This window comes from Streptomyces sp. WZ.A104, from assembly GCF_002382885.1.
GTDB lineage: Bacteria > Actinomycetota > Actinomycetes > Streptomycetales > Streptomycetaceae > Streptomyces.
This window is the reverse complement of record NZ_NWVL01000079.1, coordinates 1-25,547: the sequence shown is the minus strand read 5'-3', so window position 1 is coordinate 25,547 and position 25,547 is coordinate 1. Positions and strand designations below refer to the sequence as shown.

Sequence of the window (25,547 nt, the reverse complement as noted above, 5' to 3'; positions counted from 1 at the left end):
GGTCACACGTCGCCCTTGAGCAGGTTCCCGACCCCGGCCGCCCGGATTCGCCGCACCAGTTCCTCCCGGCTCGACCCCAGCGCGGCGGCCGCCCGCGACAGCTCCCAGTCCGCGCCCGCCAGGGTGTGCAGCAGATGGCCGCGCCGGATCTGGGCGTCGGAGAGCCGGAACGTCTTGAGGTAGGCGACCTGCCCCTGGTGATCGGTGATCGTCTCCCCGATGTGCTGCCCGCTCCCGTCCCGGACGAACGGCGGCAGGAACCGCCACAGCGTGAACGACCCCATCCGGTAGACCCGGTCGAACCCGTACGAGGAGTTCAGCAGTTCCCGCGCGAACAGGCTGTCGTGCGCCTCCTCCCACGCGCGCTCCTGCCCCCGCGCGGCCGCCCGCAGATCGGCGAGCGTACGGATGTGCTCCCCGCCCCCGAGCCGCGCCCCGAACTCCGGGACCGGCGCCCCGTAGAGCGCGTACTGGTGCACCACTTCCCCGTACAGGTCCTCCACCAGCGAGGCGTGGAGCAGCCGGTAGTCCTCCGGGTGCGGCACCACGAACGCGGCGGCGAGCGCGTCGGAGGCGTACACCATCACCCCGCACTGGTCCGGGTGGATCTCGAAGATCCGCAGCGCTTCCCCGAGCCCGCGCACCGACCGCCCGAGGTACGCGTCCTCGGCGCGCGGCGAGAGCCCGTCGCGCAGGGCCGCCCGCGACCACTCCTCCCAGGCCGTCGACGGACCGCCGAAGTGCAGCGCGAGGTAGCCCTCCAGGGCCAGGTGGAGCGGCAGGAACCGCAGCCGGTCGCCGGGGCGCCGCTTGGCCATGCGGTGGCGGGGGAGCGAGGGAAGGCGGAGGGCCGTCGGCGCGTCCCGGCCGCCGAACTGCGTTCCGTACGCGGCGGACTGCCCGCCCGGCTCCGGCGCGGCGGTATCGGTGCCCGACCAGTCGGCGACGAACCCGTGGGGAATGTACGAGACGTAGTGGCTACGGGGTCCGAGCTCGACGATCCCCGCGCCGAGCCCCTCGTACACCTCCCGGTGCAGCCGCAGCCCCTCCACCGGCGCCTCGCGCACCAGCGGGACGAGCCGGACGCCTCCCCACACCTGGGAGGGCCGGGTGGTGAGCCCGGTGAGCTCCAGCCGGTTCACGACGCGGTCTCCTTCTCTCCCAGGAACCGGGCCACCCGGCGGCCCAGATAGGCGTGCAGCTCCGCCGCCCCGGTCCGCCCCTCCGCGAACCGGGCGATCTCCACCAGGGCGGGCAGATCCTCCGCGTCCCGGATGCCGGCCGTCGGAACCCCCGCCGCGAGCCGCCGGACGTCGAAACCGGCCGCGTCGTATACGGGGTTGAGGTGCACGACGGCCGTCCGGCGCGCCGGGTCCAGCCGGCTCCGCCACACGCGCAGCACCTCGCCCGCAAGGCCCGCCGGAGCGTTGTCCCAGCCGTCCGAGACGATCACCAGCCGGTCCGGAGCGGCGTCGACCAGCCGGTCCGGAGCGGCATCGGCCGACTGGTCCGCACCAGCGCTCGCGGGCCGGTCCGCACCGCCGCCGCCCGGCCCGGGCTCCAGCGCGTCCAGGATCCGCATCCCGAGCGGGGTCGGCCCCCATGGGCGTACGAGCAGGGCGTCGTCCCGGCCCGAGGTCCACAGCGCGCGGTAGGCGCCGGGAGCCGCGAGCGCCTCCAGCAGGTAGTGGGAGGCCAGCGCGACGGCCAGCGGCCGCCGCCGCTTCTGCCCCGAACCGGACGAGGAGAAGCTGTCGTCCAGCACCGCGTGTACACGCCCCCAGGTCCCCGCGTGCCCGCCCGCGGCCCGGCGGGCGGCCGTGCGCAGGGCACCGGACAGCTCCGCGCGGCGGGCGGCGCGCCGCTCGAAGGGGAGCGCGAGTACGTACAGGGCCAGGCGGGTCAGCGGCATGACGGTCAGATCGACGTCCGGCTGCTGGTCGCCCTCCACCCGCTGCTCCTGGGTGCGCAGGCGCTCCAGCCGGGTCATCCGGGGCGCGGCCCGCTTCAGGAACACCTCGCGCTTCATCCCGTGCCGGTCCGCGAACCCCTCCGCGACGGTGAACGGCAGCTCGGCCACGGCCCCCTGCTCGTAGTGGGCGCGCCGCCAGGCGTCCAGCAGCCGGTGCTCGTAGCGCGGCAGCCGCCCGGGCCGGAACAGGAACGCCCCGACTTCGGGGAGCGGATCCGTCCCCTCGGGGCAGCGCAGATGGATGTGCCGGGCGGCCGACTTCAGCCCGCCGCGGTACTTCACCGCGTCGTGCCCCAGGTCCGGCCGGGCCGCCAGCCAGTCGCGCATGATCGCCCGGGTGCGCCGGTTGTTGACCCCGGCCCGGCGCAACTCGCCGAAGAGCCGGTAGACGCGCGGCGGCGGCAGCAGTGCCAGCCGGGCGGCGATGAGCCGCCCCTCGGTGCGCCGCTCCTGGGTACTCGCCTCGCCCGCCGTCTCCAGGAGCTCGCGTACGATGCGGGCGGCGTTGTGGTCGTTGATGTCCAGGGCCAGCGAAGAGGCATAGACACGCCGGTAGTTGACCCGTACGTAGGTGTGGAGGAAGTCCAACGACAGCTGCTGGCCGACGGCGTCGGAGCGGAACTCGCGCTGCCCGGTCGCGGTGATCGCCGCGTTCACGAAGAGCAGGACGTCCTCGGCGGCGACGAGGTCGGCGAAGGTCTCGGACGCAGGCATGGTCTTCCCCCGGTGGACGTGGATGCCGGCCGGGGAATGGGGGCGCGAACAACGAAATCATCGCTTTACAGGCACATCTCGGAAGTCGCAGCCGGAGTCCCGCGGCCGGCCCGGGAAACGTAACCGGACACGAGGGTGCCGCGCCACCGCATTCGGGACCACTTCAAGGCGCCCCGGTTCCAAGCCCCCGTCCCAAGCCCCCGTTCCAAGGCCCTCTTCCAAGGCCCTCTTCCAAGGCCCCGCTCCAGGCCCCTTTCCGGGGCTCCTTTCCGGGGCTCCTTCGCGCACCCGGCACACTGGCACCCATGACGACTGCGGGCACCACTCCTCTGCGTATCGGTCTCCTCGGCACCGGCCCCTGGGCGCGCAACACCCAGGCCCCCGCGCTCGCCGCCCACCCCGGCGTCGAGCTGAGCGGGATGTGGGGCCGCCGGGCCGAGGCGGCGGAGGCCCTCGCGGCCGCCCACGGGACGCGGGCGTACACGGGTGAGGAGGGGATCGACGCGCTGCTGGAGGCGAGCGACGCGATCGCCTTCGCGCTGCCGCCGGACGTCCAGGCCCCGCTGGCCGTCCGGGCGGCGGAGGCGGGCTGCCACCTGCTGATGGACAAGCCGGTGGCCACGACGGTCGAGGGGGCCCGCGCGGTGGCCGAGGCGGCGGCGGAGGCGGAGGTCGCCTCGGTGGTCTTCTGCACCCTGCGCTTCGCCCCGGAGACGTCGGCCTGGATCGCCGAACAGACAGCGGCGGGCGGCTGGTTCACCGCCCGCGCGCAGTGGCTCGGCTCGCTCTACGCGTCCGGCTCCACCAGCGAGTACGCGGAGTCCCCGTGGCGGCGCGAGAAGGGCGGCCTGTGGGACGTCGGCCCGCACACGCTCTCGGTGCTCATCCCGGTCCTGGGCGAGGTCACGGAGGTGACCGCCGCCCGCGGCCCCGCCGACACCACCCACCTGATCCTGCGCCACGCTTCCGGCGCCTCCAGCACGGTGACCCTCGGCCTGAGCGCCCCGCCCGGCGCGGCGGGCGTGCAGATCGAGCTCCGGGGCGAGCGGGGGACGGCCGAGATCCCGGGCTGGGACGGCGCGCGGACCGCGTTCCGGGGAGCGGTGGACGCGCTGGCCGAAGCGGTACGCACGGGGGTGCCGCACCCATGCGACGCCCGCTTCGGCCTCCACCTCACGGAGCTGCTGGCACAGGCGGAGTCGCAGGCAGCCTGATCACCCCGGCGGGAGGGCCCGGCACAGGGCCTCCAACGCCTCCGGGTAGGCGTGTTCGGCGGGGGTGGCATAGCCGACGACGAGCCCGTCACGGACGCCGGCATCGGCGTCCGAGGCGTCCTTTGCCGGGCCAGGGCCCGGGTGCGGGCGGGTGCCGGAGCCGCCCGCGTACGGAGTCACGTCCGCGACCGGACACGGAGTCGCCCCCGGGTGCCGGTAGTCGGCCAGCCCCTCCACCGCAAGCCCCTGCCAGGCCGCCGCCCGGACCACCGAACGCTCGGTGCCGGGCGGCAGCTCAAGCACCGCGTGCAGGCCCGCCGCGATCCCGGTGACCCGGACGTGCGGCGCCCGCCGCTCCAGGGCGGCCACCAGCTGGTCCCGGCGGCGGCGGTGGCGCTGCCGCATCCGCCGTACCTGCCGGTCGTACGCGCCCGACTCGACGAAGTCCGCGAGCGTCAGCTGTTCGGTGGCGCTCGACCACTGCTCACGCTCGCCCTTCGCCGCCACGACGGGCGCGACCAGCCGCTGGGGCAGTACCATCCAGCCGATCCGCAGGCCGGGGGAGAGGCTTTTGCTGACCGATCCGAGCAGCACCACATGCTCGGGATCGAGCCCCTGGACGGCCCCCACGGGCTGCCGGTCGTAGCGGAACTCCCCGTCGTAGTCGTCCTCGACGACGAGCCCGCCGGTGGACCGGGCCCAGTCGACCACGGCGGCCCGCCGCGCGGGGTGCAGCGGTCCGCCGGTCGGGAACTGGTGGGCGGGCGTGAGCAGTACGGCACGGTCCCGGCGGGTCAGCCCGTCGACCCGTGCCCCGTCCCCGTCCACGCCCAGCGGCCGCGTCCCGACGCCGTGAGCGGCGAGGAGCCCGCGGTGGAAGGGCAGACCGTACTCCTCCGCCGCCCACGGACCGCCGAGCACGTCCGCCAGCAGCCGCAGCCCGTGCGCGGCGCCCGAGCAGAGGACGACGCGCTCCGGCGAGGCCCGCACCCCGCGCACCCGGGCCAGATAACCGGCCAGGGCCCGCCGCAGCTCGGGCCGCCCGTGCGGATCGCCGGGCCCGAACGCGTCGTTGGGGGCGGCCGCGATGGCCCGGCGCGCGGAGGCCAGCCAGGCGGTGCGCGGGAAGACCGAGGGGTCCGGCTGCCCCTGGACCAGGTCGTGGACCGGGCGGGCGGCGCGCTCGGGGGTGCGCGGCCGGTGGACGGGGGTGACGGGGGCGGCCCGCTCGGCGACCCGGGTGCCCGAGCCCTGGCGGGCCGCCAGCCACCCCTCCGCGACCAGCTCCGCGTAGGCGTCGGCGACGGTGTTGCGGGCCAGGCCCAGGTCGGCGGCGAGGGAACGGTAGGGCGGCAGCCGGGTACCGGGGGCGAGCCGCCCGCTGCGGACGGCCTCGCGCAGCGCGGCCATCAGGACGGCCCGGCGGTTGCCCGTACCGGAGAGCTCCAGTGGCAGATCACTGCCCAGGATCTCCGCAGAATTGACCCATGAATACGTCATCGAAATGCACCCCGTAACCGGTCGCCCGTCGTCCTAGATTCGTACCCATGACGACGACAGAGATCAAGACGAACAACCGCGCCACGACTACCGCCCCCACCGCTCGGCTCAATTTCGCGAAGACCGCCCCGAAGGTCTTCCGGGCCGTGATCGGTCTGGACGCGGCGGCCCGCGAGGGTCTGGACCCGACCCTGGTCGAGCTGGTCCAGATCCGCTCCTCGCACCTGAACAACTGCGCGTACTGCCTGCACATGCACACCACGGACGCGCGCAAGGCGGGGGAGAGCGAGGAGCGGCTGCACATGGTCGCGGTGTGGCAGGAGGCGACCCACTTCTTCACGGAGAAGGAACAGGCAGCCCTGGCCCTGACCGACGCGGTCACCCGAGTCGTGGACGCCGGGGTTCCGGACGCGGTCTACGGCCGTGCGGCGGCGCACTTCGACGAGGAGGAGCTGGCCCGGCTGCTGGCCCTGATCCTCACCATCAACACCTGGAACCGCATCGCCCTCGCCACGTCCAAGCGGGCGGGCACGGACGAGCGCTGACCGTACGGTCCCGCCGCCCCGGGCCTCGGCCAACGATCCCCGGCGTGACCCACCACACCCTGCCGCTACACGTCCCGGCGGCGGCCGAGCTGAACGGCCGCCTGGACGTGTTTCCGGGTTGACGTGTTTCCGGGGGGCCCGAGGCCTCCGCTACCGCCCCAGCGCGTCCCGAACCGCGTCATCGGTGCGCGCCACCACGGCGCTGCCGTCGTCGGCGGTGATGATGGGCCGCTGGATCAGCTTGGGGTGCTCGGACAGGGCGGCGATCCACCGCTCGCGCGAACCGGCTTCCCGGGGCCACTCCTTGAGCCCGAGCTCCTTGGCCGCCGCTTCCTGGGTCCGTGTGATCTCCCACGGTTGAAGACCGAGCCGGTCGAGGACGGCCCGGATCTCCTCGGGCGACGGCACGTCCTCCAGGTAACGGCGGACGGTGTAGTCGGCGCCTTCCGCGTCGAGCAGGGTCAGCGCGCTGCGGCACTTAGAACAGGCCGGATTGATCCAGATCTCCATGGGGCCAAGGGTACGCGAGGGACTACCGAAATAGCCTCTGGCCAGGGGCGATTGTCAGTGGGGGGCAGTAAAATGGAGGGAGTTCACAAGGGTTCCATCACCCTGCCAGGAGGATGCCGATGGCCGTTGCCGCAGTCACGTCCGAGCCGCTCGACCGACAGCTCCCGATGCCCTTCCACCCGCCGCTTCCCACCCCGATGCCGAAGAAGCGACTGCCCGCGGGCCGCCCCCGCGAGTGGTATGTCTCCCACAACCGCCGCCTCAAGGCCATGCGCCTGGCGATCGCCCTGCTCGACAGCGGGGTCTACCAGCCCTCCAGCGCCGGAAACCACCGGATACGGATCACCGCCGAGCGCCTGGGCATCCACCCGCCGTCCGACACCACCTGCCGCATGGTCCGCGCGCTGATCCGCTACGGCCGCTGACGACCAACCCCACCACCCCCCCGCCTTACCCCCAACACCGATCGCCCTGCGCCCCCGGACCTCACCGGCCCGGGGGCGCAGGTGCGGCCGGGGCCGTACCGCGCCGGACCTCGTCCCGTGAGGTCCGCATGATGCCGGGGGCACGGCGGTACGGCGGCCGCACCGAAAATCGCTGGGGGCCCGTACCGGTTGCCCCTACCGTGACCCGGTGACGACTCAAGTGATCGTGCTGAACGGCGGGTCCAGCTCCGGCAAGTCCGGCATCGTCCGCTGCCTCCAGGCGGAACTGCCGGACCCATGGCTGGCCGCCGCGATCGACACGTTGGTCGACGCGATGCCCGCCTCCCTGCTGACGTCGGACAAGGGCATCGGGTTCGGCGCGGACGGCGACGTAACCGTCGGACCGGAGTTCCGGAGGCTGGAGGCGGCCTGGCGCGAGGGGGTCGCCGCGATGGTACGGGCGGGAGCCCGGGTCATCGTCGACGACGTCTTCCTCGGCGGCCCGGCCTCCCAGGAAACGTGGCGGAAGGCCCTGACGGGCCTGGACGTGCTGTGGGTCGGCGTCAGGTGTGAGGCCGAGGCCGCCGCGGCCCGCGAGACCGCCCGCGGGGACCGCCCCCGGGGCATGGCCGAGTCCCAGGCCGAGACGGTCCACCGGGGCGTCGTGTACGACCTGGAGGTGGACACCACGCACACGGAGTCCCTGGACTGCGCAAGGACCATCGCGGCCCGCGTAGCCTGCCGACCGGCCCCCGCGCATCAGGCTGGAACACCATGAGCGACCTGTGGACCGGCGAGAAGGTACGCCTTCGAGGCATCGAACCGGACGACTGGGAGGGCTTCCGGGCCCTGGCCCAGCACACCGTGGACGCCCGGAACGCCGACATGGTCGAGCCGCCGCGCTCGGACGAGGGCTTCCGCGCCTGGACCGCCGAACGCGCCGGCCGCACCCCGAACCCCACCGCGTACCACCTGGTCATCGAGACCCGCTCCGAGCACGCCTTCGCCGGCGCGGTGTCGGTCGGCGAGACCGACGCCCGGGCCGGACGTTTCCGTACGGGCATCGAGATCACCCGCGAACACCGCCGACGGGGCTACGCGGCCGAGGCCACCGAACTGGTCCTCACCTACATGTTCGCCGAACAGCGCTGCCACAAATGCGAGGTGGAGGTCTACGCCTTCAACGACGCCTCCCTGGCCCTCTACCGCAAACTCGGCTTCGTCGAGGAGGGCCGCCTCCGCCGGCACGAGTTCTTCGCGGGCGCCTACCACGACGTGGTCCTGCTGGGCATCACGGCGGACGAGTACTGGGCGGGGAGGGCGCGGCCTTCGCTGCGGTGACGGCGGGTCGCCTTCCGGTCGCGCGGGACCTGGAATCAGCCGACACGCGCGGATCGGCGGACACTGGACGCGCTGGTCCCTGACGATGCCTTCAATGCGTCGACCTGCGGGGCGGGAGGGCCCATGGGCAAGCAAGTCACCTGCGGATCACTGAAGACGAAGTCCGGCAAGCCGTGCCGCAACCCGGCGATGATCGGCTACTCCCGGTGTCAGCTCCACCGGGGCGAGTGGACTCTCCGGCAGAAGAGGAAGACCAAGAAGCGCTAGAAGAGGAAGACCAAGAAGCGCTGACCGCGCCCCGGTGCACGACCCGTCGAGCCGGTACGACCGGCTCGTATCAACGTCGGTGGGTCCGAGGTCCACATCGAGCTGGTCTCCTCGGGTGCGAACGTGCCCCGGCCCTGTCGACGGAACGGCCGAGGGCCGCCGCCCCCGGAAGGAGGCAGCGGCCCTCGTCGCGTCAGGCGCAGGGGCCCGAGCCGTGGTCTAGATGTCGAAGTACAGCTCGAACTCGTGCGGGTGCGGCCGCAGCTGGATCGGGGCGATCTCGTTCGTGCGCTTGTAGTCGATCCACGTCTCGATCAGGTCCGACGTGAAGACGCCGCCCGCCTGGAGGTACTCGTTGTCCGCTTCCAGGGCTTCGAGCACGGCCGGGAGGGAGGTCGGGACCTGCTGGACGTTGGCGTGCTCCTCGGGAGCCAGCTCGTAGAGGTCCTTGTCGATCGGCTCCGCCGGCTCGATCTTGTTCTTCACGCCGTCCAGGCCCGCCATCAGCAGTGCCGAGAACGCCAGGTACGGGTTCGAGGACGGGTCCGGGGCGCGGAACTCGACGCGCTTGGCCTTCGGGTTCGAGCCGGTGATCGGGATGCGCATCGCGGCGGAACGGTTGCGCTGCGAGTACACCATGTTGACCGGGGCCTCGAAGCCGGGGACCAGGCGGTGGTAGGAGTTCACCGTCGGGTTGGTGAAGGCCAGCAGCGACGGCGCGTGCTTCAGGATGCCGCCGATGTAGTAGCGGGCCATGTCCGAGAGACCGGCGTAGCCCTGCTCGTCGTAGAAGAGCGGCGAGCCGCCCTGCCACAGCGACTGGTGCACGTGCATGCCCGAGCCGTTGTCGCCGAAGATCGGCTTCGGCATGAAGGTCGCGGTCTTGCCGTTGCGCCAGGCGACGTTCTTCACGATGTACTTGAAGAGCATCAGGTCGTCGGCCGCGGCCAGCAGCGTGTTGAACTTGTAGTTGATCTCGGCCTGGCCGGCGGTGCCGACCTCGTGGTGCTGGCGCTCGACCTGGAGGCCGTTCTTGTCCAGCTCCAGGGAGATCTCGGCCCGCAGGTCCGCGAAGTGGTCCACCGGCGGGGCGGGGAAGTAGCCGCCCTTGTAGCGGACCTTGTAGCCGCGGTTGTTCTCGACCGCACCGGTGTTCCAGGCGCCGGCCTCGGAGTCGATGTGGTAGAAGCTCTCGTTCGCCGACGTCTGGAAGCGGACGTTGTCGAAGACGTAGAACTCGGCCTCCGGGCCGAAGTACGCGGTGTCCGCGAAGCCGGTCGAGGCGAGGTAGGCCTCGGCCTTCTTGGCGATGTTGCGCGGGTCACGGCTGTACTGCTCGCCCGTGATCGGGTCGTGGATGAAGAAGTTGATGTTGATCGTCTTGTCGCGGCGGAAGGGGTCCACCCGAGCCGTCGACAGGTCCGCGCGCAGCGCCATGTCCGACTCGTGGATGGCCTGGAAGCCACGGATCGACGAACCGTCGAAGGCCAGTTCCTCGGCCGGGTCGAAGGTCGCTGCCGGGATCGTGAAGTGCTGCATCACCCCGGGCAGGTCGCAGAACCGGACATCGATGAACTTGACGTCGTTGTCCGCTACGTACTTCTGCACTTCGTCGGCGTTCTGGAACATCCAACTCCTCCTACTCCCGGCCCGGGAGGGACGGGGTTGTAGCTCGTGGTGCGGCCAGTGCGGTGGCACACGCTGGACCCGACCATAGGCAGGCGTGATTTCTCAAGCATGACCCATTTGTTTCGCCCAAGTTAACCGGGGCGAGGGTCGGCGGCATCTCCGCGGCCCGATGCGGTGCCCCGCCCGGCCGGGGCCGGATACCGGCGCAGTACCGTGGACGGGTGGACAACAGGCAAGCAATCGGATCGTGGCTCTCGGGGCCCCGCGCGGCCGCCGAGGAGATGGGCGCCGACTTCGGCTACCGGGGCAAGGGGCTCGGGCTGCCCGAGCGCGGGCCCGGCTCGGTCGCGCCGCTCGGACGGCGCTTCGGGGCCCTCTTCATCGACTGGTCGCTCTGCATGGTGATCGCATACGGGCTGTTCGCTCGCGGTGACCAGCAGGCGGCGGGGAACTGGGCGCTCGGGATCTTCCTCGTGCTCAGCCTCGCCACCGTCGGGACCATCGGCTGCACCCCGGGCAAGCGCCTGCTCGGGCTGCGCGTCATCTCCGAGGACGGCGGCCGACTCGGCTTCGGGCGCGTGGTCCTGCGGACCCTCCTGCTCCTGCTCGCCATCCCCGCGCTGGTCTGGGACCGCGACGGGCGAGGACTGCACGACCGCCTCGGGCGCGCCGTGCAGGTCCGGATGTAGCCCGGACACAGCCCGGATGCGGCGGCGAGCCGACGCGTACGCGACGAGCCCGACCCGTACATGCGAGGCGGCCCCGGACCGTCATGGTCCGGGGCCGCCTCGCATGTCGCCCACGTCTACGTCGCGTACGTCCGCCGTCAGCGCATCTTTCCGCCGCGCGGCATCCGCATGCCCTTCGGCATCGGGCCCTTCGGCAGCGGCATGTTGCTCATCAGGTCGCCCATCGCGCGCAGCCGGTCGTTGGTGGAGGTCACCTGGGGGCCGGTGAGCACGCGGGGGAGCTTCAGCATCTTGGTGCGGACCTTCTTCAGCGGCACCTGGCCCTCGCCGTTGCCGACGATGATGTCGTGCACCGGCACGTCCACCACGATGCGGGCCATCTTCTTCTTCTCGGCCGCCAGCAGGCCCTTCACCCGGTTCGGGTTGCCCTCGGCCACCAGGACGATGCCGGCCTTGCCGACCGCCCGGTGGACGACGTCCTGGCTGCGGTTCATCGCCACCGCGGGGGTGGTGGTCCAGCCGCGCCCGATCCGGTCCAGGACGGCGGCCGCCGCTCCCGGCTGGCCCTCCATCTGCCCGAAGGCCGCCCGCTCGGCGCGTCGGCCGAAGACGATCGCCATCGCGAGGACGGCCAGGACGAAGCCCAGGATGCCCAGATAGACCGGGTGCCCGATCGCGAAGCCGATGCCGAGGAGGACACCGAACGTGACGATTCCGACACCTGCGATAACAAGACCGATCTTGCTGTCGGTCCGCCTGGTCATCTTGTAGGTCAGGGCGATCTGCTTGAGTCGCCCTGCGTTCTCGGCGCTGTCCGCGCCTTCGGTTTTTGCCTTCCTCGCCATAAACAGAAGTTTACGTGGCGGGGGAGCGACCTAGGAACGGTGGTCGGCCACGGCCTCCAGGACGTGCTGGGCCTCCACCCGGTCCTTGGCGCGGCGGCGGTCCTCCAGGACGGCCGTCCAGGCGTTGCGGCGGGCGGTGCGCTGGCCGCCGCTCAGCAGCAGCGACTCGACGGCGCGCAGGGCGGTGGTGACGGACGGAAGAGCGTGAGCACGGACCGGTGCGGCCTGCATCGTGGTGTTCCCCCTCGGAAGGATGCGCCGACCCCGGGCGCGGACTGAGTACGGGAATCAGTGACGGCGGCTGCGGGGAGCGCCGCCGTATGTGTACCTAGGGTCACTGCTCGGTGTTACCAGCGCATGACCGGTCGGTCAAACACCAATGAAACCTTCATTCCGGTGCCGCGCACGCCGGAGCGGTCCGTACGCGTCCCCTACCTGCGGGTAGCGCACGGACCGCTCGGGTGGTGTCATGACGGGGCGGTGGGCCCGGTGAGCGGACTCACACGGCCCGGGCCGCCGGGGCGCTCCCGGCGGCGGCCGCGCCGCGCGCGTCCATCGCCTGCTGGAAGAGACGGCCCGCGCGGTACGAGGAGCGCACCAGCGGACCCGACATCACACCGGAGTAGCCGATCGCGTCGGCCTCGTCCTTCAGCTCGACGAACTCGTGCGGCTTCACCCAGCGCTCGACCGGGTGGTGCCGCACGGTGGGCCGCAGGTACTGCGTAATCGTGATGAGCTCGCAACCCGCGTCGTACAGGTCCTGGAGCGCCTCGCTGACTTCCTCGCGGGTCTCGCCCATGCCGAGGATCAGGTTCGACTTGGTCACCAGGCCGGCCTCGCGGGCCCGCGTGATGACCTCCAGGGAACGCTCGTAGCGGAAACCGGGGCGGATCCGCTTGAAGATGCGCGGCACCGTCTCCACGTTGTGCGCGAGCACCTCGGGGCGCGAGGAGAAGACCTCGGCGAGCTGCTCGGGCTCCGCGTTGAAGTCGGGGATCAGCAGCTCGACCTTGGTCGCGCCTGCCTCCCGCTCCGCGGTGAGCGTGTGGATCTGGCGGACCGTCTCGGCGTACAGCCAGGCGCCGCCGTCCTCCAGGTCGTCGCGGGCGACGCCGGTGATGGTGGCGTAGTTCAGGTCCATCGTGACGACCGACTCGCCGACGCGGCGCGGCTCGTCACGGTCCAGCGCCTGCGGCTTGCCCGTGTCGATCTGGCAGAAGTCACAGCGCCGCGTGCACTGGTCACCGCCGATGAGGAAGGTGGCCTCGCGGTCCTCCCAGCACTCGAAGATGTTGGGGCAGCCCGCCTCCTGGCAGACCGTGTGCAGCCCCTCGCCCTTCACGAGATTCTGCAGCTGCTTGTACTCGGGGCCCATCTTCGCCCGCGTTTTGATCCACTCGGGCTTGCGCTCGATGGGGGTCTGGCTGTTCCGGACCTCCAGGCGCAGCATCTTGCGCCCGTCGGGTGCGACAGCGGACACTCCGGCTCCCCTTTGCTTTCTGCTGCGTGGGATTCGCATGGGATTCTTCGGCGAACACCAGGGTACGCCCGTAAATCAAACGGTCTTACGCCCGGCCAACCTGTGGCCGACGGAGGCTATTCCCCGGTCGCCCGCGGCGGCCCGTTCTACCGGCCGGTAACACCGGCCGGTACTACGCCGGGGCCGCGGCCTTCCGCGGCTCGACCGTCCTCGGTGCGAGCTCCGCGTTCTCCAGGATGTCCCGCAGGTGCTTCTCGACGACCGGCAGCACCTCCTCGATGGTGACGTCCCGGCCCAGCTCGTTGGCGAGGGAGGTGACGCCCGCGTCGCGGATGCCGCACGGCACGATCCGGTCGAACCAGGTGTTGTCCGGGTTCACGTTGAGCGAGAAGCCGTGCATCGTCACGCCCTTGGCGACCCGGATGCCGATCGCGGCCAGCTTGCGGTCCTCGCGGCGCTGGCCGGCGTTGGACGGGGCGTACTCCGGGCCGTTCAGCCGCGCGTCGAACTCCTCGTCCTGGAGCCTCGGGTCGAAGTCCAGGGAGAGCCCGCCCAGCATCGGCCGCTGCTCGACCGGGTCGCCGAGCACCCAGACGCCGCTGCGGCCCTCCACCCGGGAGGTCTCCACGCCGAAGTCGGCGGCCGTGCGGATCAGCGCGTCCTCCAGGCGGCGGACGTGCGCCACGACATCGACCGGACGCGGCAGCTTCTGGATCGGGTAGCCGACGAGCTGCCCCGGACCGTGCCAGGTGATCTTCCCGCCGCGGTCCACGTCGATGACCGGGGTGCCGTCCAGCGGGCGTTCGCTGTCGGCGGTGCGGCGGCCCGCCGTGTAGACGGGCGGGTGCTCCAGAAGCAGGCAGGTGTCCGGCACCCGGTCCTCGAACCGGGCCGCGTGCACCTCGCGCTGCTTCTGCCATGCCTCCGTGTACTCGACGGCCTGTTCGCCGAAGCCCAGACGGGCGAACCGCAGCTCGCTCACAGATGCCTCCCTACGTGGGGCACCGCGTGCCCGGAGGGGTGTCCCCGGGATGACGGCACCTTGCACTGATCGCGCCCGCATCCACTGTACGACCGTCACCCGGCCGGCCCACCGGCAGGTGGAGCGCGCTTGCGTGACCTGAGGGAGGCCCCGTCCCTTCCGTCAGCTCTGTCCGTAATCCTCACACGATCGGATGAACGTGGAGCAAAGGGTGGCTGTGGCCGCCCCAGTGGCCGCTAAATTCGCGCCGTTCCCATGAGGGCTGACCGTCCGGCCCCGAAGGCAGGAGACCGTACAGCTGATGTCGGAACGACCCCCGCAGCGCACGCCCAACCGCCGCCTCGCCTCACTCATCGCGGAAGCCGGGTTCTCCCACGCGGGCCTGGCCCGCCGGGTCGATCAGCTCGGCCTCGAACACGGCCTCGACCTGCGGTACGACAAGACCTCGGTGACCCGCTGGCTGCGGGGTCAGCAGCCGCGCGGCACCACCCCCGCCCTGATCGCCGAGGTCTTCACCCGGCGGCTGGGGCGTCGGCTCTCCGCCCAGGACCTCGGGCTCGACGCCTGCGCACCCGTCTACGCGGGCCTGGAGTTCGCCGCCACCCCCGCCGAGGCCGTCGACATCGTCAGCGGGCTCTGGCGCAAGGACTCCGGCACCCACACCGAGCTGCGCAAGATCGCCTTCACCCCGGCCGGACTCGTCGTCCCCAGCCGCGACTGGCTGATCGGCCGGGCCGACGAGTGGGTGGCCCGGGACGGCGGGGCCACCCGCCAGACCGTCTCCTCCGCACCCGGCCGTACGGGCGGGGCACTGCGCACCGAGAGCCGGAGCGTGCCGCGCCCGGGCGGACCGCTGCGTCCCATGCCCTCGGGACCGGCCGCCACCCACCCGCCCGGCCCGGGGCCCTCGGCCGCGGCACAGCCGGGAGCAGGGGCCCGGTCCGGAGCCGGAGGGCACTCCGGGGCGCCGCACGTCGTCCCGCGTCAGCGGCAGACCGAGCGGGGGCCGGGCCAGCGGGTCGGCAGCGGCGACGTGGCCGCACTGCGCTCGGTCGGCGAGCTGTTCCGCACCCTCGACCACGCCTACGGCGGCGGCCACGCCCGGCAGGCCCTCGTGCGGTATCTGGAGCACGAGGCCGAGCCGATGCTCCGGGGCACGTACGGCGAGGCCACCGGGCGGCGGCTGTTCGCCGCGGTCGCCGATCTGACCCGGCTGGCGGGCTGGACCTCGTACGACATCGCCGCCCACGGCCTCGCCCAGCGGTACTTCGTCCAGGCGCTGCGGCTCGCCCAGGCCGCCGGGGACCGCGGTTACGGCGCCTACGTGCTGATCACGATGAGCCGCCAGGCGGTCTACCTCGGACACGGCAGGGAGGCGGTGCAGCTCGCCCGCGTCGCCCAGCAGGGCATCGGCTCCGCCGCCCCGCCCCTCGTCCAGGCGCTGCTGCACTCGGTCGAGGCGCGCGGCCACGGGGTGCTCGGCGAGGCACGTTCCTGCACCGCCGCGCTGACCCGGGCCGAACACGCCCTGGAGACCGCCCGCCCCGGCGACGAGGTGCCGCACTGGGCCCGCGCGTTCGACGAGGCCCAGCTCGCCGACGAGCTGGGCCACTGCCACCGCGACCTCCAGCAGTACCGGACCGCCGCCCAGCACGCGGAGCGCTCGCTCCAGCTGAGCGCCCCCGCGTACGCCCGCAGCAGACTGTTCTGCCGGGTGGTCCTCGCCTCCGCCCGCCTCGGCCTCGGCGAGCTGGACCAGGCCTGCCAGCTGGGCGCGGAGGCGGCCCAGCAGGCCGCCGAGATGCGCTCGGTCCGCGCCACGGAGTACGTGCGTGCGTTCGAGCGCAGCCTGGAGCCGTACCGGGACGCGGTCGCCGTACGTGGCTACCGCGACCGGGTCGCCGCCCTCGGCTGACCCGGCCGGGGCACCTCACGCCGCCTCCGGCAGCCGGGGGCTCCCTTCGTGCGGGCCCGTGACGGCCAGGTCGGTGAGGATCGCCTCGGCCGCCCGGCGGCCCGAGTGCAGGGCGCCCTGGACCGTGCTCGTGTCGCGGTGGTCGCCGCACACGTACAGCCCGGCCAGCACCCGCACCGGGCGGCGCGGGTCGTGCGGGGCCTCCATCGCGGGCACCGCCTCCGGGTCGTGATGCACCGCCAGCAGCTCCCAGTCGTCCGTCGGGGTCCTGTACAGCGCCGCCAGGTGTCCGCGCACCGAGCGGTCCAGGTCCGGCGGCGGAGTCCCCAGCACCGTCGAGGTGATCAGCGTCCGGCCCTCCGGTGCGCGCGAGGGGTCGACCTCGCTCATCACCGCGGTGCACACCACCGGACCCGACCGGTCACCGTCCAGCACCAGCGACCGGCCCGTCGGCGGCGCGGCGGGCGCGGTGTGGTGAAGGACCGTCACCGGGTGGAAGGACGGCACCCGCAGCCCGGGCAGCAGCTCGGCCGCGGCCCCCGCCCCGGTCGCCAGCAGCAGGGAGCGGCACCCCAGTTCACCGTGTTCCTTCGTACGTACGGAGGTGATGTCGGCGGCCGTCACATGCACCCCGGTCCGGACCGTGCCCGGTGGCAGCGAGGCGGCCAGCAGCTCCGGCAGAGCCGAGGAGCCGCCCGCCGGTACGCACAGGCCGCCGCGCGCGTAGTCCCGCAGGGCGAGATCGGCGCACCGGCTGGACGTGGTGAGCGCGGGGTCGCTGAGCAGCGCGGTGAGCAGGGGGCGCAGGACGCCGTCCACCGTACGGGCGGGCAGTCCGACGCCGGCCAGGGCCTCGTGCGCCGTCCGCTCCGGGCGGGCCAGCAGCCGGGCCTCCGGGGTGGCCGCCAGCCGCGACAGCGCCGCGCCCAGCCGGGCCCGGTCGATCGCCCCGGTCACCGCGCCGCTCCGGCCGCCTCCGCGTGACGGAGCCCCGGGCTCGCTCCCGTACGCGCTGTGCGCTGCCCAGGGGCCCCGGGCGGCCCGGGCCGTTCGGGGAGCGCTCGACCGGGTGCGCGCTGCCCTGAGTGCGCCCCTCGCGCTCCGTATGTCACCGGTGAGGTGGTGACGGCCCTCGCTGTGGAGCAGCACCCCCGGCGCGAACTCCCGCAGCTCCGGGGAGCCGAGCCCCGGGGTGCCGGTCAGCTCGGGCCAGGAGGAGCAGAGCAGGGGGCCGAGCCGGTCGAGCCGGAAGCCGTCCACCTCGTCGGTGGCGAGCCGGCCGCCCACCCGGGGTGCTGCCTCCAGGACGCTGACGCCGAGCCCTGCCCCGGTCAGCAGGTGGGCCGCTGACAGGCCGGCGATTCCGGCCCCGATGATGACCACGTCTGCGTGGTGTGCCGTGCTGCGCACATGCCCCTCCCCGAGTCGGTGCGACTGGTGGGGGGCTCTTGCCCCCAACAGGCCCCCGGAATGCCGGAGTTCGCATCGAGGCTAGGAGGATGGCTGGTACTGGGTCAGACGCGCGTGCCGGGGAGCACCGGGGCACGGGGTCGCACACACCGCGGCGGGCCGCCGCCGCGAGGGGGCACGGTTCAGCGCAGTGCCGCCCGGATCGCCCCGTCGATGCCGGGGAAGGCGAACGAGAAGCCGGAGTCCAGCAGCTTCCGGGGAATCACCCGCTGGCTGCCCAGCACGTCCCCCGCGAACTCCCCGAGCGCCAGCCGCAGTGCGGGCGCGGGCGCGGTGAACAGCGTCGGGCGGTGCAGCACCCGGCCCATCGCGGCCGTCACCTCGGCGTTGGTGACGGGGTTGGGGCCGGTCAGGTTCACCGGGCCGGTCAGCGACTCGGTGTCCAGGATGTGGCGCAGGGCCGCGATGTGGTCGTGCAGCGCGATGAAGCTCCAGAACTGGCGGCCGTTGCCCAGCTTCCCCCCGAGCCCCGCTTTGAAGAGGGGGAAGAGCCGCCCCCAGGCCCCGCCCTCACGGCCGACGACCAGGCCGGTGCGGGCGTGCACCGTACGGATGCCCGCCTCCTCGGCTGCCGCGGTGGCCGCCTCCCACTCCTCGCAGACCGAGGGCAGGAACCCCTCCCCGGGCGGCGCGTTCTCGTCCACCGCACGGTCCCCGGTGTCGCCGTAGAAACCGATGGCGGACCCGGAGAGCAGCACCCGGGGCGGGGCGTCGAGCGAGGCGACGGCATCGGCGATCGCGGCGGTGCCGAGGACCCGGCTGTCCCGGATCTCCCGCTTGTAGGCGTCCGTCCAGCGGTGGTCGCCGACCCCGGCCCCGGCGAGGTGGACGACGGCGTCGCAGCCGACCAGGCCGGCCACGTCCACGTAACCCCGCTCGGGGTCCCACTCCACCTCGTCGCCGGTTCTGGCGGGCCGCCGCACCAGGCGGGCCACCTCGTGCCCGTCGGCGCGCAGCGAGCGCACCAGCGCCGCTCCGATGAGTCCGGATGATCCGCTGACGGCGATACGGGAGCTCGGCATGGGCCCATCCTGCCCCATGAAATGCCTCGAACACCGGGAACGCCGCGTGGCACAGTGGCCCCATGGCCGCACTCACCCTCCGCCCCGTCCGCCCCGCCGTGTCCGCCGACGACGACGAGCTCGCCGAGCTGGACCGGTCCACCTGGTCGACGCTGCACGCGGTGGTGCCGAGGCCGCAGCCCCCGTACGACCCCTTCTTCGACGAGCGGCACCCGCCGGAGGGCTTCCTCGTGGTGGAGGCGGAGACGGAGCCCGACGGGGAGGCGCGGATCGCCGGGTACATACAGCTCGTCCCGCCCACCCCGCTCGCCGCCAACGCCCATGTGCGGCAGATCCGGGGTCTCGCCGTGGCCGGGTGGGCGCGCGGGGCCGGGGTCGGGCGGACGCTGCTGCGGGCCGCTTTCGCCGAGGCCCGCGGGCAGGGCGCCAACCGGATCACGCTGCGGGTGCTCGGGCACAACACCCCCGCCCGCGCGCTGTACGCCTCCGAGGGCTTCTCCGTCGAAGGGGTGCTGCCCGGGGAGTTCTTCCTGAACGGGCGGTACGTCGACGACCTCTGCATGGGCCGCTCGCTCGGCCCCGCCTGACGGGAGCTATCGCGGCCCGAAGCGGTCCCACAGCTCGGGGAAGCGGGCCGCGAGGACGTCGTCGTCCTCGAAGTCGACCGGGGTGCCCAGCGGCTCGGTCGGCTGCGGCGGCAGTCCCAGGTCGGGCGCGACCACACCGGTCAGCTGCTCGTAGGCCTCGTCCGCCGCGTACCCCAGCTCCTCGCCGTCCCCGTCGACCTCCTCGTCGAAGTCCTCCAGCAGCTCCGCCAGGCTGTCCGGGTCGTGCACGGCCCCCTCGAAGACCTCCCGGCCCTGGCCGATCAGCCAGCAGCGGAAGTAGTCGAACGCGTCGTCGCTCGCCCCGCCCAGCAGCACGGCCGCCGCGCCCCACAGGTCCCAGCGGTAGGCGCGGTTGTAACGGGCCTCGAAGTGCCGGGCGAAGTCCAGCACGGAATCGGGATCGAGCTGCACCAGCCGTTCCACGAGCAGATCGGCGTGGTCCTCGGGGTCGCCCTCGGCGGCCTCGCGGGTGCTGTCGATGATCTCCCAGAATTCCGTTTCGTCCATCACGGGTACAGCATCCAGCCTGCCGGGGGCTCCCGCACGCGCAGACGCCGAATTGAAGCCTTTCAGCGATACATCTCGTGCAGGCGTTCGGCCGCCTCGGTGAACCGGACCCGCAGCTCCTCGGGTGCCACGACCTCCAACTCCGGGCCCAGTGCCAGCAGCTGGCCGTACGCCACGTCAAGGGATTCCACCGGCAGTGTGAGGGTGCGCCGGCCGTCCGGACCGGGCTCCGGCGCCTCGGCGAGCGCGGCGGCCGCCGCCGCCCGGTCGCCGGTGTACGCGAGCTGCCGCGCCCCGCGCTCGGACACGCGTACGGTCACCTCCGTACGCAGCAGGGACCGGGCGAACGAGGCGGCCCGCTCCTCCCAGAACCCGGGCAGATCGAAGGTCTCGTCCCGCTCGAAGCGCTCCTCGGCCGCCTCGACGGCGGTGAAGCGGTCGATGCGGTAGACCCGGAAGTCCTCGCCCGCCCGGGCGCAGAGGTACCAGATCCCGGCCTTGAGGACGAGGCCGTACGGCGCGAGCTCCCGCGCTGCCTCCGTGGCCTGTCCGCCCCGGCCCTTGCGATAGCGGGCCCGCAGCACGCGGTCGTCCCAGACCGCGTCGGCGATGACGGGCAGCAGCTCGGGGGTCTCCGGCTCGGAGTACCAGGACGGGGCGTCCAGGTGGAAGCGCCGGGCGGCGGAGGTGGACGCGTCGCGCAGCGAGGGCAGCAGCGCCGCCGACACCTTGAGCCGGGCGGCCGAGGCCGCGTCCTCCAGGCCCATCTCGCGCAGCGCCGAGGGCAGCCCGGACAGGAACAGCGCCTCCGCCTCGTCCCGGGCCAGGCCCGTCAGCCGGGTGCGGTAGCCGCCGACGAGCCGGTAGCCGCCCGCCCGGCCGCGCTCGGCGTACACCGGGACGCCCGCCTCGGAGAGCGCCTGGGCGTCCCGGGTGACCGTACGCTCCGACACCTCCAGCTCCGCCGCCAGCTCGGCGGCGGTCATGGCGGGGCGGGACTGGAGGAGCAGCACCATCTTGATCAGCCGGGCAGCACGCATGCGCCCATTGTCGTGCCCCGGGAACGGAAACCCCCGGCCGCCGGGGCGGGCACGCTGTCGGACGTGCCCGCCCCGGTGACCGGGGGCTCAGCTCTGTACGGCGACGGGAGGACGGGGCTCAGAGCCCGTAGCGCTCCCGGGCCTCCTTGACCGCCGACGCGGGCACCTCGCCGCGCTTGGCGAGCTGGGCCAGCGAGGCCACCACGATCGACTGGGCGTCGACCCCGAAGTGGCGGCGGGCCGCCTCGCGGGTGTCGGAGAGGCCGAAGCCGTCCGTGCCGAGCGAGGACCAGTCCTGCTCCACCCACTGGCTGATCTGGTCCGGGACCTGGCGCATCCAGTCGCTGACCGCGAGCACCGGGCCCGGCGCACCGGAGAGCGCCTGCGTCACGTACGGCACCTGCACCTCACCGCGGAGCAGCGCCTCGTCCGCCTCCAGCGCGTCGCGGCGCAGCTCGCCCCACGAGGTGGCGGACCAGACGTCGGCCGTGACACCCCAGTCGGCGGCCAGCAGCTCCTGGGCCTGAAGGGCCCAGTGGATCGCCGTACCGGAGGCCAGCAGCTGGAGCCGCGGCGCGTCCGCCTTGGCCGGCGTGCCCTCCTTGAAGCGGTACAGGCCCTTGACGATGCCCTCCTCGACGCCCTCGGGCATCGCGGGCTGGGGCTTGGGCTCGTTGTAGACCGTCAGGTAGTAGAAGACGTCCTCGGCATCGGGACCGTACATCCGGCGCAGACCGTCCTTGACGATCACCGCGACCTCGTACGCGAACGCCGGGTCGTAGTTCAGCGAGGCCGGGTTGGTGGCCGCGATCAGGTGCGAGTGGCCGTCCGCGTGCTGGAGGCCCTCACCGGTCAGGGTCGTACGGCCCGCCGTGGCGCCGACGATGAAGCCCTTGCCGAGCTGGTCGGCGAGCTGCCACATCTGGTCGCCGGTCCGCTGCCAGCCGAACATCGAGTAGAAGATGTAGAACGGGATCATCGTCTCGCCGTGCGTCGCGTACGACGTGGCGGCGGCGATGAAGTCGGCCATGGCCCCGGCCTCGGTGATCCCCTCGTTGAGGATCTGGCCGTCCTTGGCCTCCTTGTAGTACATCAGCTGGTCGCGGTCGACCGGCTCGTACGTCTGGCCCAGCGGCGAGTAGATGCCCGCCGACGGGAACAGGGACTCCATACCGAAGGTACGGGCCTCGTCCGGGACGATCGGCACCCAGCGCTTGCCGGTCTCCTTGTCCCGCATCAGGTCCTTCACCAGGCGTACGAACGCCATGGTGGTGGCCATCTCCTGCTTGCCGGACCCCTTGTAGAGGGCCTTGAACGCGCGCTCCTCGGGCTGCGGCAGCGGCGCGGAAGCGTGCATCCGGCGGGCCGGGGCGGGGCCGCCGAGGGCGGCGCGGCGCTCCTGGAGGTAGCGGACCTCGGGGGAGTCGGCGCCCGGGTGGCCGTAGGGGACGAGACCGTCCTCGAAGGCGCTGTCGGGGATCGGGAGGCCGAGCAGCTCGCGCATGCCCTTGAACTCGTCGATCGACAGCTTCTTCATCTGGTGGTTGGCGTTCTTGGACTCGAAGCCCTTGCCGAGCGTGTAGCCCTTGACCGTCTGGGCCAGGATCACGGTCGGCGCGCCCTTGTGCTCCACGGCCGCCCGGTACGCCGCGTAGACCTTGCGGGCCTCGTGGCCGCCGCGCGAGGTGTAGAAGCACTCGGCGATCTTGGCGTCGGTGAGCAGCTTCGCCAGCTCGGCGAGTGCGGGCTCGGCGCCGAAGAAGTGCTCGCGGATGTAGGCGACGTCGCGGGTGGCGTACGTCTGGAACTGCGCGTCCGGGACCTCCCGCAGGCGGCGCAGCAGCGCACCCTGGGTGTCCAGCTGGAACAGCTCGTCCCAGGCGTTGCCCCAGAGCGTCTTGACGACGTTCCAGCCGGCTCCGCGGAACTGCGCCTCCAGCTCCTGGACCACGCGGAAGTTGGCGCGGACCGGGCCGTCGAGGCGCTGGAGGTTGCAGTTGATGACGAAGGTCAGGTTGTCGAGCTGCTCACGGGCCGCGAGGGCGAGGGCCGCTGTCGACTCGGGCTCGTCCATCTCGCCGTCGCCCAGGAAGGCCCAGACGTGTGAGTTGGAGGTGTCCTTGATGCTGCGGTTGGTCAGGTAGCGGTTGAAGCGCGCCTGGTAGATGGCCGAGAGCGGGCCGAGGCCCATCGACACGGTGGGGAACTCCCACAGCCAGGGCAGCCGCCGCGGGTGCGGGTAGGAGGGCAGGCCGTCGCCGCCCGACTCCTGGCGGAAGTTGTCGAGCTGCCGCTCGCTGATCCGGCCGTCGAGGAAGGCGCGGGCGTAGATGCCGGGGGAGGCGTGGCCCTGGATGTAGAGCTGGTCGCCGCTGCCGTCCCCCTCCTTGCCGCGGAAGAAGTGGTTGAAGCCGGTCTCGTAGAGCCAGGCCGCCGAGGCGAAGGTGGCGATGTGGCCGCCGACCCCGAAACGCGAGCCACGGGTGACCATCGCGGCCGCGTTCCAGCGGTTCCACGCGGTGATCCTCGACTCCATCTCCAGGTCACCGTCGAACGCCGGCTCGGCGGACGTCGGGATGGAGTTGACGTAATCGGTCTCCAGCAGCTTGGGCAGCGCGAGACCGGCGCCCTCGGCGTGCTGCAACGAGCGGCGCATCAGGTACGCGGCGCGGTGCGGGCCGGCGGCCTGGGTGACGGCGTCCAGGGAGGCCGCCCATTCGGCGGTCTCCTCGGGGTCACGGTCCGGGAGCTGGTCGAGCTCGCTCGGAAGCTTTCCTACGGGGTCGGTCATGATCGCCGCCTTCCGGAGAGGAGGGGGGTGGAGAAGGCCCTGACTGGCAGGACAGGGCGATGGGGCCGGTGGGCCCGCGGAGTGAACTGTAAATCGCTGATCGATGATCGATCAAAGGATTGAAGGCAAAACTTCTCGATACGAAGAAAAGTGGCATGGGGTGCCTCGAAACAGGGCACGGAGTGACGCGAAAAAGTTCGTAAAAGGGGCGCTGACCTGCACGGAAGAGCAGGTCACGCACCAGATGATCGGACGGCCGTCAAGACTCAGGCCCGCGGCGCGCAGCCCAGCACATGGGCCTTCACCAGCGTCCCGATCCGGGGGTCCTGGCGCAGGAACGCGTCGATGAGCGCCTGGTGCTCCTCCGCGTACGACTTCTGCACCGTGCCCAGCCAGCGGATCGAAAGGGCCGTGAACACCTCGATGCCCAGCCCCTCCCAGGTGTGCAGCAGCACCGCGTTCCCGGCCGCCCGCACCATCTCCCGGTGGAAGCCCACCGTGTGGCGGACCTGGGCCTCGCCGTCGGCCAGCCGGTCCGCCTCGTAGAGGGCCGTCACATGCGGCTCCAGCGCCGAGCAGTCCTGGCCCAGCCGCTCGGCCGCCAGCTCCGCCGCGATCTGCTCCAGGCCCGCCCGGACCGGGTAGCTCTCCTCCAGGTCGGCGGCGGTCAGATTGCGGACCCGGACGCCCTTGTTGGGGGCCGACTCGATCAGCCGGAGCGTCTCCAGCTCGCGCAGCGCCTCGCGTACGGGCGTCTGGCTGACCTCCAGCTCGGTGGCGATGCGGCGCTCCACGATCCGCTCACCCGGCTTCCAGCGCCCGCTGACGATCCCCTCCACGATGTGCTCGCGGATCTGTTCGCGCAGCGAGTGGACGACGGGCGGGGTCATGAAGTGCTCCTTCGGGCAAACCGGTGGTGCCTACACCATCACGGCGGCGCGGGCGACCGGTGGTGCTTAGACAATACGGCGGCGCCCCCGTCCGGATCAGTTCCGGACGGGGGCGCCGCTGGTGAGGCTGGTTACAGCCGGAGCGTTCAGAGGCCGAGCTCGACCTCGAACTCACCCGCCTCAAGGATCGCCTTGACCGACGTCAGGTAGCGGGCGGCGTCCGCGCCGTCCACCAGACGGTGGTCGTAGGAGAGCGCGAGGTAGGTCATGTCGCGCACCGCGATGGTCTCGCCGAGGTCCGGGTGGTCGATGACCACCGGGCGGCGGACCGTGGCGCCGATGCCCAGGATGGCTGCCTGGTTCGGCGGCACGATGACGGTGTCGAACAGGGCGCCGCGCGAACCGGTGTTGCTGATGGTGAAGGTGGCGCCGGACATGTCGTCCGGGGTCAGGCCGCCACCGCGCGCCTTGCCCGCCAGCTCGGCGGTCTTCTTGGAGATACCGGCGATGTTCAGGTCGCCCGCACCCTTGATGACCGGGGTCATCAGGCCCTTCTCCGCGTCCACGGCGATGCCGATGTTCTCCGCGTCGAAGTACGTGATGGTGCCCTCGTCCTCGTTGATCCGGGCGTTGATGACCGGGTGGGCCTTCAGCGCCTGGGCCGCCGCCTTCACGAAGAACGGCATCGGGGACAGCTTGACGCCCTCACGGGCGGCGAAGGACGCCTTCGCCTGGTTGCGCAGCTTCATCAGCTTGGTGATGTCGACCTCGACGACCGAGGTCAGCTGGGCCTGCGAGTGCAGCGCCTTCATCATGTTGTCGCCGATGACCTTGCGCATCCGGGTCATCTTGACCGTCTGGCCGCGCAGCGGGGAAGCCTCCAGCTTCGGCGCCTTGGCGGCGGCGGTCGCAGCTGCCGGGGCCGGGGCCGGAGCGGCCGCGGCGGCCTTGGCGGCCTCCGCGGCGGCGACGACGTCCTGCTTGCGGATACGGCCGCCGACGCCGGTGCCCTTGACCGCGCTCAGGTCCACGTTGTTCTCGGACGCGAGCTTGCGGACCAGCGGCGTGACGTAGGCGCCGTCGTCACCGGAGGGCGCGGCCGGGGCGGCCGGTGCCGGGGCGGCGGGGGCGGGCTGCGCCGGAGCCGGGGCTGGGGCGGCGGGAGCCGACGGGGCCTGGACCGGAGCCGGG

At 72.5% G+C, this 25,547-nt stretch carries 25 protein-coding genes; 9 read left to right on the top strand and 16 right to left on the bottom strand.

Going from position 1 to position 25,547, the window contains the following annotated elements; genetic code table 11:
* Positions 1–2 precede the first annotated feature (2 nt).
* Both CIB93_RS30970 and CIB93_RS30965 read right to left on the bottom strand, forming a co-directional pair.
* Positions 3–1,142, bottom strand: coding sequence for a hypothetical protein (locus CIB93_RS30970; protein WP_096631707.1), 1,140 nt, complete (start codon positions 1,140–1,142; stop codon positions 3–5).
* The gene (locus CIB93_RS30965) at positions 1,139–2,686 is read right to left on the bottom strand and encodes a hypothetical protein (protein ID WP_096631705.1); all 1,548 of its coding nucleotides are present in this window, start codon (positions 2,684–2,686) and stop codon (positions 1,139–1,141) included. Before CIB93_RS30965 ends, CIB93_RS30970 begins: the two co-directional genes overlap by 4 nt.
* A gap of 305 nt (positions 2,687–2,991) precedes the next feature.
* On the opposite strand from CIB93_RS30965, the gene CIB93_RS30960 reads away from it, so the two are divergent.
* On the top strand, positions 2,992–3,900 hold the full coding sequence (locus CIB93_RS30960) for a Gfo/Idh/MocA family protein (protein ID WP_096631703.1): 909 nt from the start codon (positions 2,992–2,994) through the stop codon (positions 3,898–3,900).
* On the opposite strand, the gene CIB93_RS30955 is transcribed toward CIB93_RS30960, so the two are convergent.
* Positions 3,901–5,400, bottom strand: a complete 1,500-nt coding sequence (locus CIB93_RS30955; protein ID WP_096631701.1) for a PLP-dependent aminotransferase family protein — start codon at positions 5,398–5,400, stop codon at positions 3,901–3,903.
* Positions 5,401–5,447: 47 nt separating this feature from the next.
* Here CIB93_RS30955 and CIB93_RS30950 point away from each other — a divergent pair, with 47 nt between their 5' ends.
* Entirely contained in the window at positions 5,448–5,945 is a 498-nt protein-coding gene (locus tag CIB93_RS30950) for a carboxymuconolactone decarboxylase family protein (protein WP_096631700.1), read from the top strand.
* Positions 5,946–6,095: 150 nt separating this feature from the next.
* Here the strand turns inward: CIB93_RS30950 and CIB93_RS30945 are convergent, their stop codons facing one another.
* Positions 6,096–6,455: an arsenate reductase family protein gene (locus CIB93_RS30945; RefSeq protein WP_096631698.1), complete on the bottom strand. Its 360-nt coding sequence runs from the start codon at positions 6,453–6,455 to the stop codon at positions 6,096–6,098.
* Positions 6,456–6,574: 119 nt separating this feature from the next.
* Between CIB93_RS30945 and CIB93_RS30940 the strand changes: the two genes are divergently transcribed.
* The 4 genes from CIB93_RS30940 to CIB93_RS38200 all read left to right on the top strand — a co-directional run bounded on the left by CIB93_RS30940 (position 6,575) and on the right by CIB93_RS38200 (position 8,488).
* On the top strand, positions 6,575–6,880 hold the full coding sequence (locus tag CIB93_RS30940; protein ID WP_096631696.1) for a hypothetical protein: 306 nt from the start codon (positions 6,575–6,577) through the stop codon (positions 6,878–6,880).
* Between the two features lie 208 nt (positions 6,881–7,088).
* Positions 7,089–7,658, top strand: a complete 570-nt coding sequence (gene cpt, locus CIB93_RS30935; RefSeq protein WP_096631694.1) for a chloramphenicol phosphotransferase CPT — start codon at positions 7,089–7,091, stop codon at positions 7,656–7,658.
* Complete coding sequence (locus CIB93_RS30930) at positions 7,655–8,221, top strand: GNAT family N-acetyltransferase (RefSeq protein WP_096631692.1); 567 nt, start codon at positions 7,655–7,657, stop codon at positions 8,219–8,221. Before cpt ends, CIB93_RS30930 begins: the two co-directional genes overlap by 4 nt.
* A 123-nt stretch (positions 8,222–8,344) precedes the next feature.
* On the top strand, positions 8,345–8,488 hold the full coding sequence (locus CIB93_RS38200) for an HGGxSTG domain-containing protein (RefSeq protein ID WP_179500304.1): 144 nt from the start codon (positions 8,345–8,347) through the stop codon (positions 8,486–8,488).
* 219 nt (positions 8,489–8,707) lie between these two features.
* Here the strand turns inward: CIB93_RS38200 and glnA are convergent, their stop codons facing one another.
* Positions 8,708–10,117, bottom strand: a complete 1,410-nt coding sequence (glnA, locus tag CIB93_RS30925) for a type I glutamate--ammonia ligase (protein ID WP_096631690.1) — start codon at positions 10,115–10,117, stop codon at positions 8,708–8,710.
* Between the two features lie 281 nt (positions 10,118–10,398).
* Between glnA and CIB93_RS30920 the strand changes: the two genes are divergently transcribed.
* On the top strand, positions 10,399–10,806 hold the full coding sequence (locus CIB93_RS30920) for an RDD family protein (protein ID WP_179500306.1): 408 nt from the start codon (positions 10,399–10,401) through the stop codon (positions 10,804–10,806).
* A 137-nt stretch (positions 10,807–10,943) separates the two neighbouring features.
* Here CIB93_RS30920 and CIB93_RS30915 read toward each other — a convergent pair whose 3' ends face one another.
* The 4 genes from CIB93_RS30915 to lipB all read right to left on the bottom strand — a co-directional run bounded on the left by CIB93_RS30915 (position 10,944) and on the right by lipB (position 14,113).
* Positions 10,944–11,651: a DUF4191 domain-containing protein gene (locus CIB93_RS30915; protein ID WP_096631686.1), complete on the bottom strand. Its 708-nt coding sequence runs from the start codon at positions 11,649–11,651 to the stop codon at positions 10,944–10,946.
* 30 nt (positions 11,652–11,681) lie between these two features.
* Positions 11,682–11,882: a hypothetical protein gene (locus tag CIB93_RS30910; RefSeq protein ID WP_096631684.1), complete on the bottom strand. Its 201-nt coding sequence runs from the start codon at positions 11,880–11,882 to the stop codon at positions 11,682–11,684.
* 268 nt (positions 11,883–12,150) lie between these two features.
* Positions 12,151–13,131: a lipoyl synthase gene (gene lipA / locus CIB93_RS30905; RefSeq protein ID WP_096631682.1), complete on the bottom strand. Its 981-nt coding sequence runs from the start codon at positions 13,129–13,131 to the stop codon at positions 12,151–12,153.
* 172 nt (positions 13,132–13,303) lie between these two features.
* The gene (lipB, locus tag CIB93_RS30900; RefSeq protein WP_096631680.1) at positions 13,304–14,113 is read right to left on the bottom strand and encodes a lipoyl(octanoyl) transferase LipB; all 810 of its coding nucleotides are present in this window, start codon (positions 14,111–14,113) and stop codon (positions 13,304–13,306) included.
* A gap of 301 nt (positions 14,114–14,414) precedes the next feature.
* On the opposite strand from lipB, the gene CIB93_RS30895 reads away from it, so the two are divergent.
* Positions 14,415–16,028, top strand: a complete 1,614-nt coding sequence (locus CIB93_RS30895) for a regulator (RefSeq protein WP_096631679.1) — start codon at positions 14,415–14,417, stop codon at positions 16,026–16,028.
* Between the two features lie 15 nt (positions 16,029–16,043).
* On the opposite strand, the gene CIB93_RS30890 is transcribed toward CIB93_RS30895, so the two are convergent.
* Together CIB93_RS30890 and CIB93_RS30885 are read right to left on the bottom strand one after the other, a co-directional pair.
* Complete coding sequence (locus CIB93_RS30890) at positions 16,044–17,438, bottom strand: FAD-dependent oxidoreductase (protein WP_096631677.1); 1,395 nt, start codon at positions 17,436–17,438, stop codon at positions 16,044–16,046.
* Positions 17,439–17,620: 182 nt separating this feature from the next.
* Complete coding sequence (locus CIB93_RS30885) at positions 17,621–18,520, bottom strand: TIGR01777 family oxidoreductase (protein WP_096631675.1); 900 nt, start codon at positions 18,518–18,520, stop codon at positions 17,621–17,623.
* 62 nt (positions 18,521–18,582) lie between these two features.
* Here CIB93_RS30885 and CIB93_RS30880 point away from each other — a divergent pair, with 62 nt between their 5' ends.
* Positions 18,583–19,107 (top strand): GNAT family N-acetyltransferase, encoded by a 525-nt coding sequence (locus CIB93_RS30880; RefSeq protein ID WP_096631673.1) that lies wholly within the window; start codon positions 18,583–18,585, stop codon positions 19,105–19,107.
* A gap of 6 nt (positions 19,108–19,113) precedes the next feature.
* On the opposite strand, the gene CIB93_RS30875 is transcribed toward CIB93_RS30880, so the two are convergent.
* The 5 genes from CIB93_RS30875 to sucB all read right to left on the bottom strand — a co-directional run.
* Positions 19,114–19,635, bottom strand: a complete 522-nt coding sequence (locus CIB93_RS30875; protein WP_096631671.1) for a DUF4240 domain-containing protein — start codon at positions 19,633–19,635, stop codon at positions 19,114–19,116.
* A gap of 62 nt (positions 19,636–19,697) precedes the next feature.
* Positions 19,698–20,675 carry a YafY family protein gene (locus CIB93_RS30870; protein WP_096631670.1) on the bottom strand — a complete coding sequence of 326 codons (978 nt, stop codon included), beginning with the start codon at positions 20,673–20,675 and terminating at the stop codon, positions 19,698–19,700.
* A gap of 118 nt (positions 20,676–20,793) precedes the next feature.
* Positions 20,794–23,466 (bottom strand): pyruvate dehydrogenase (acetyl-transferring), homodimeric type, encoded by a 2,673-nt coding sequence (gene aceE, locus CIB93_RS30865; protein WP_096631669.1) that lies wholly within the window; start codon positions 23,464–23,466, stop codon positions 20,794–20,796.
* A 266-nt stretch (positions 23,467–23,732) separates the two neighbouring features.
* On the bottom strand, positions 23,733–24,356 hold the full coding sequence (locus CIB93_RS30860; RefSeq protein WP_096631668.1) for a GntR family transcriptional regulator: 624 nt from the start codon (positions 24,354–24,356) through the stop codon (positions 23,733–23,735).
* A 146-nt stretch (positions 24,357–24,502) separates the two neighbouring features.
* The coding region (gene sucB / locus CIB93_RS30855) for a 2-oxoglutarate dehydrogenase, E2 component, dihydrolipoamide succinyltransferase (RefSeq protein WP_096631667.1) at positions 24,503–25,547 on the bottom strand (1,045 nt) is incomplete at its 5' end.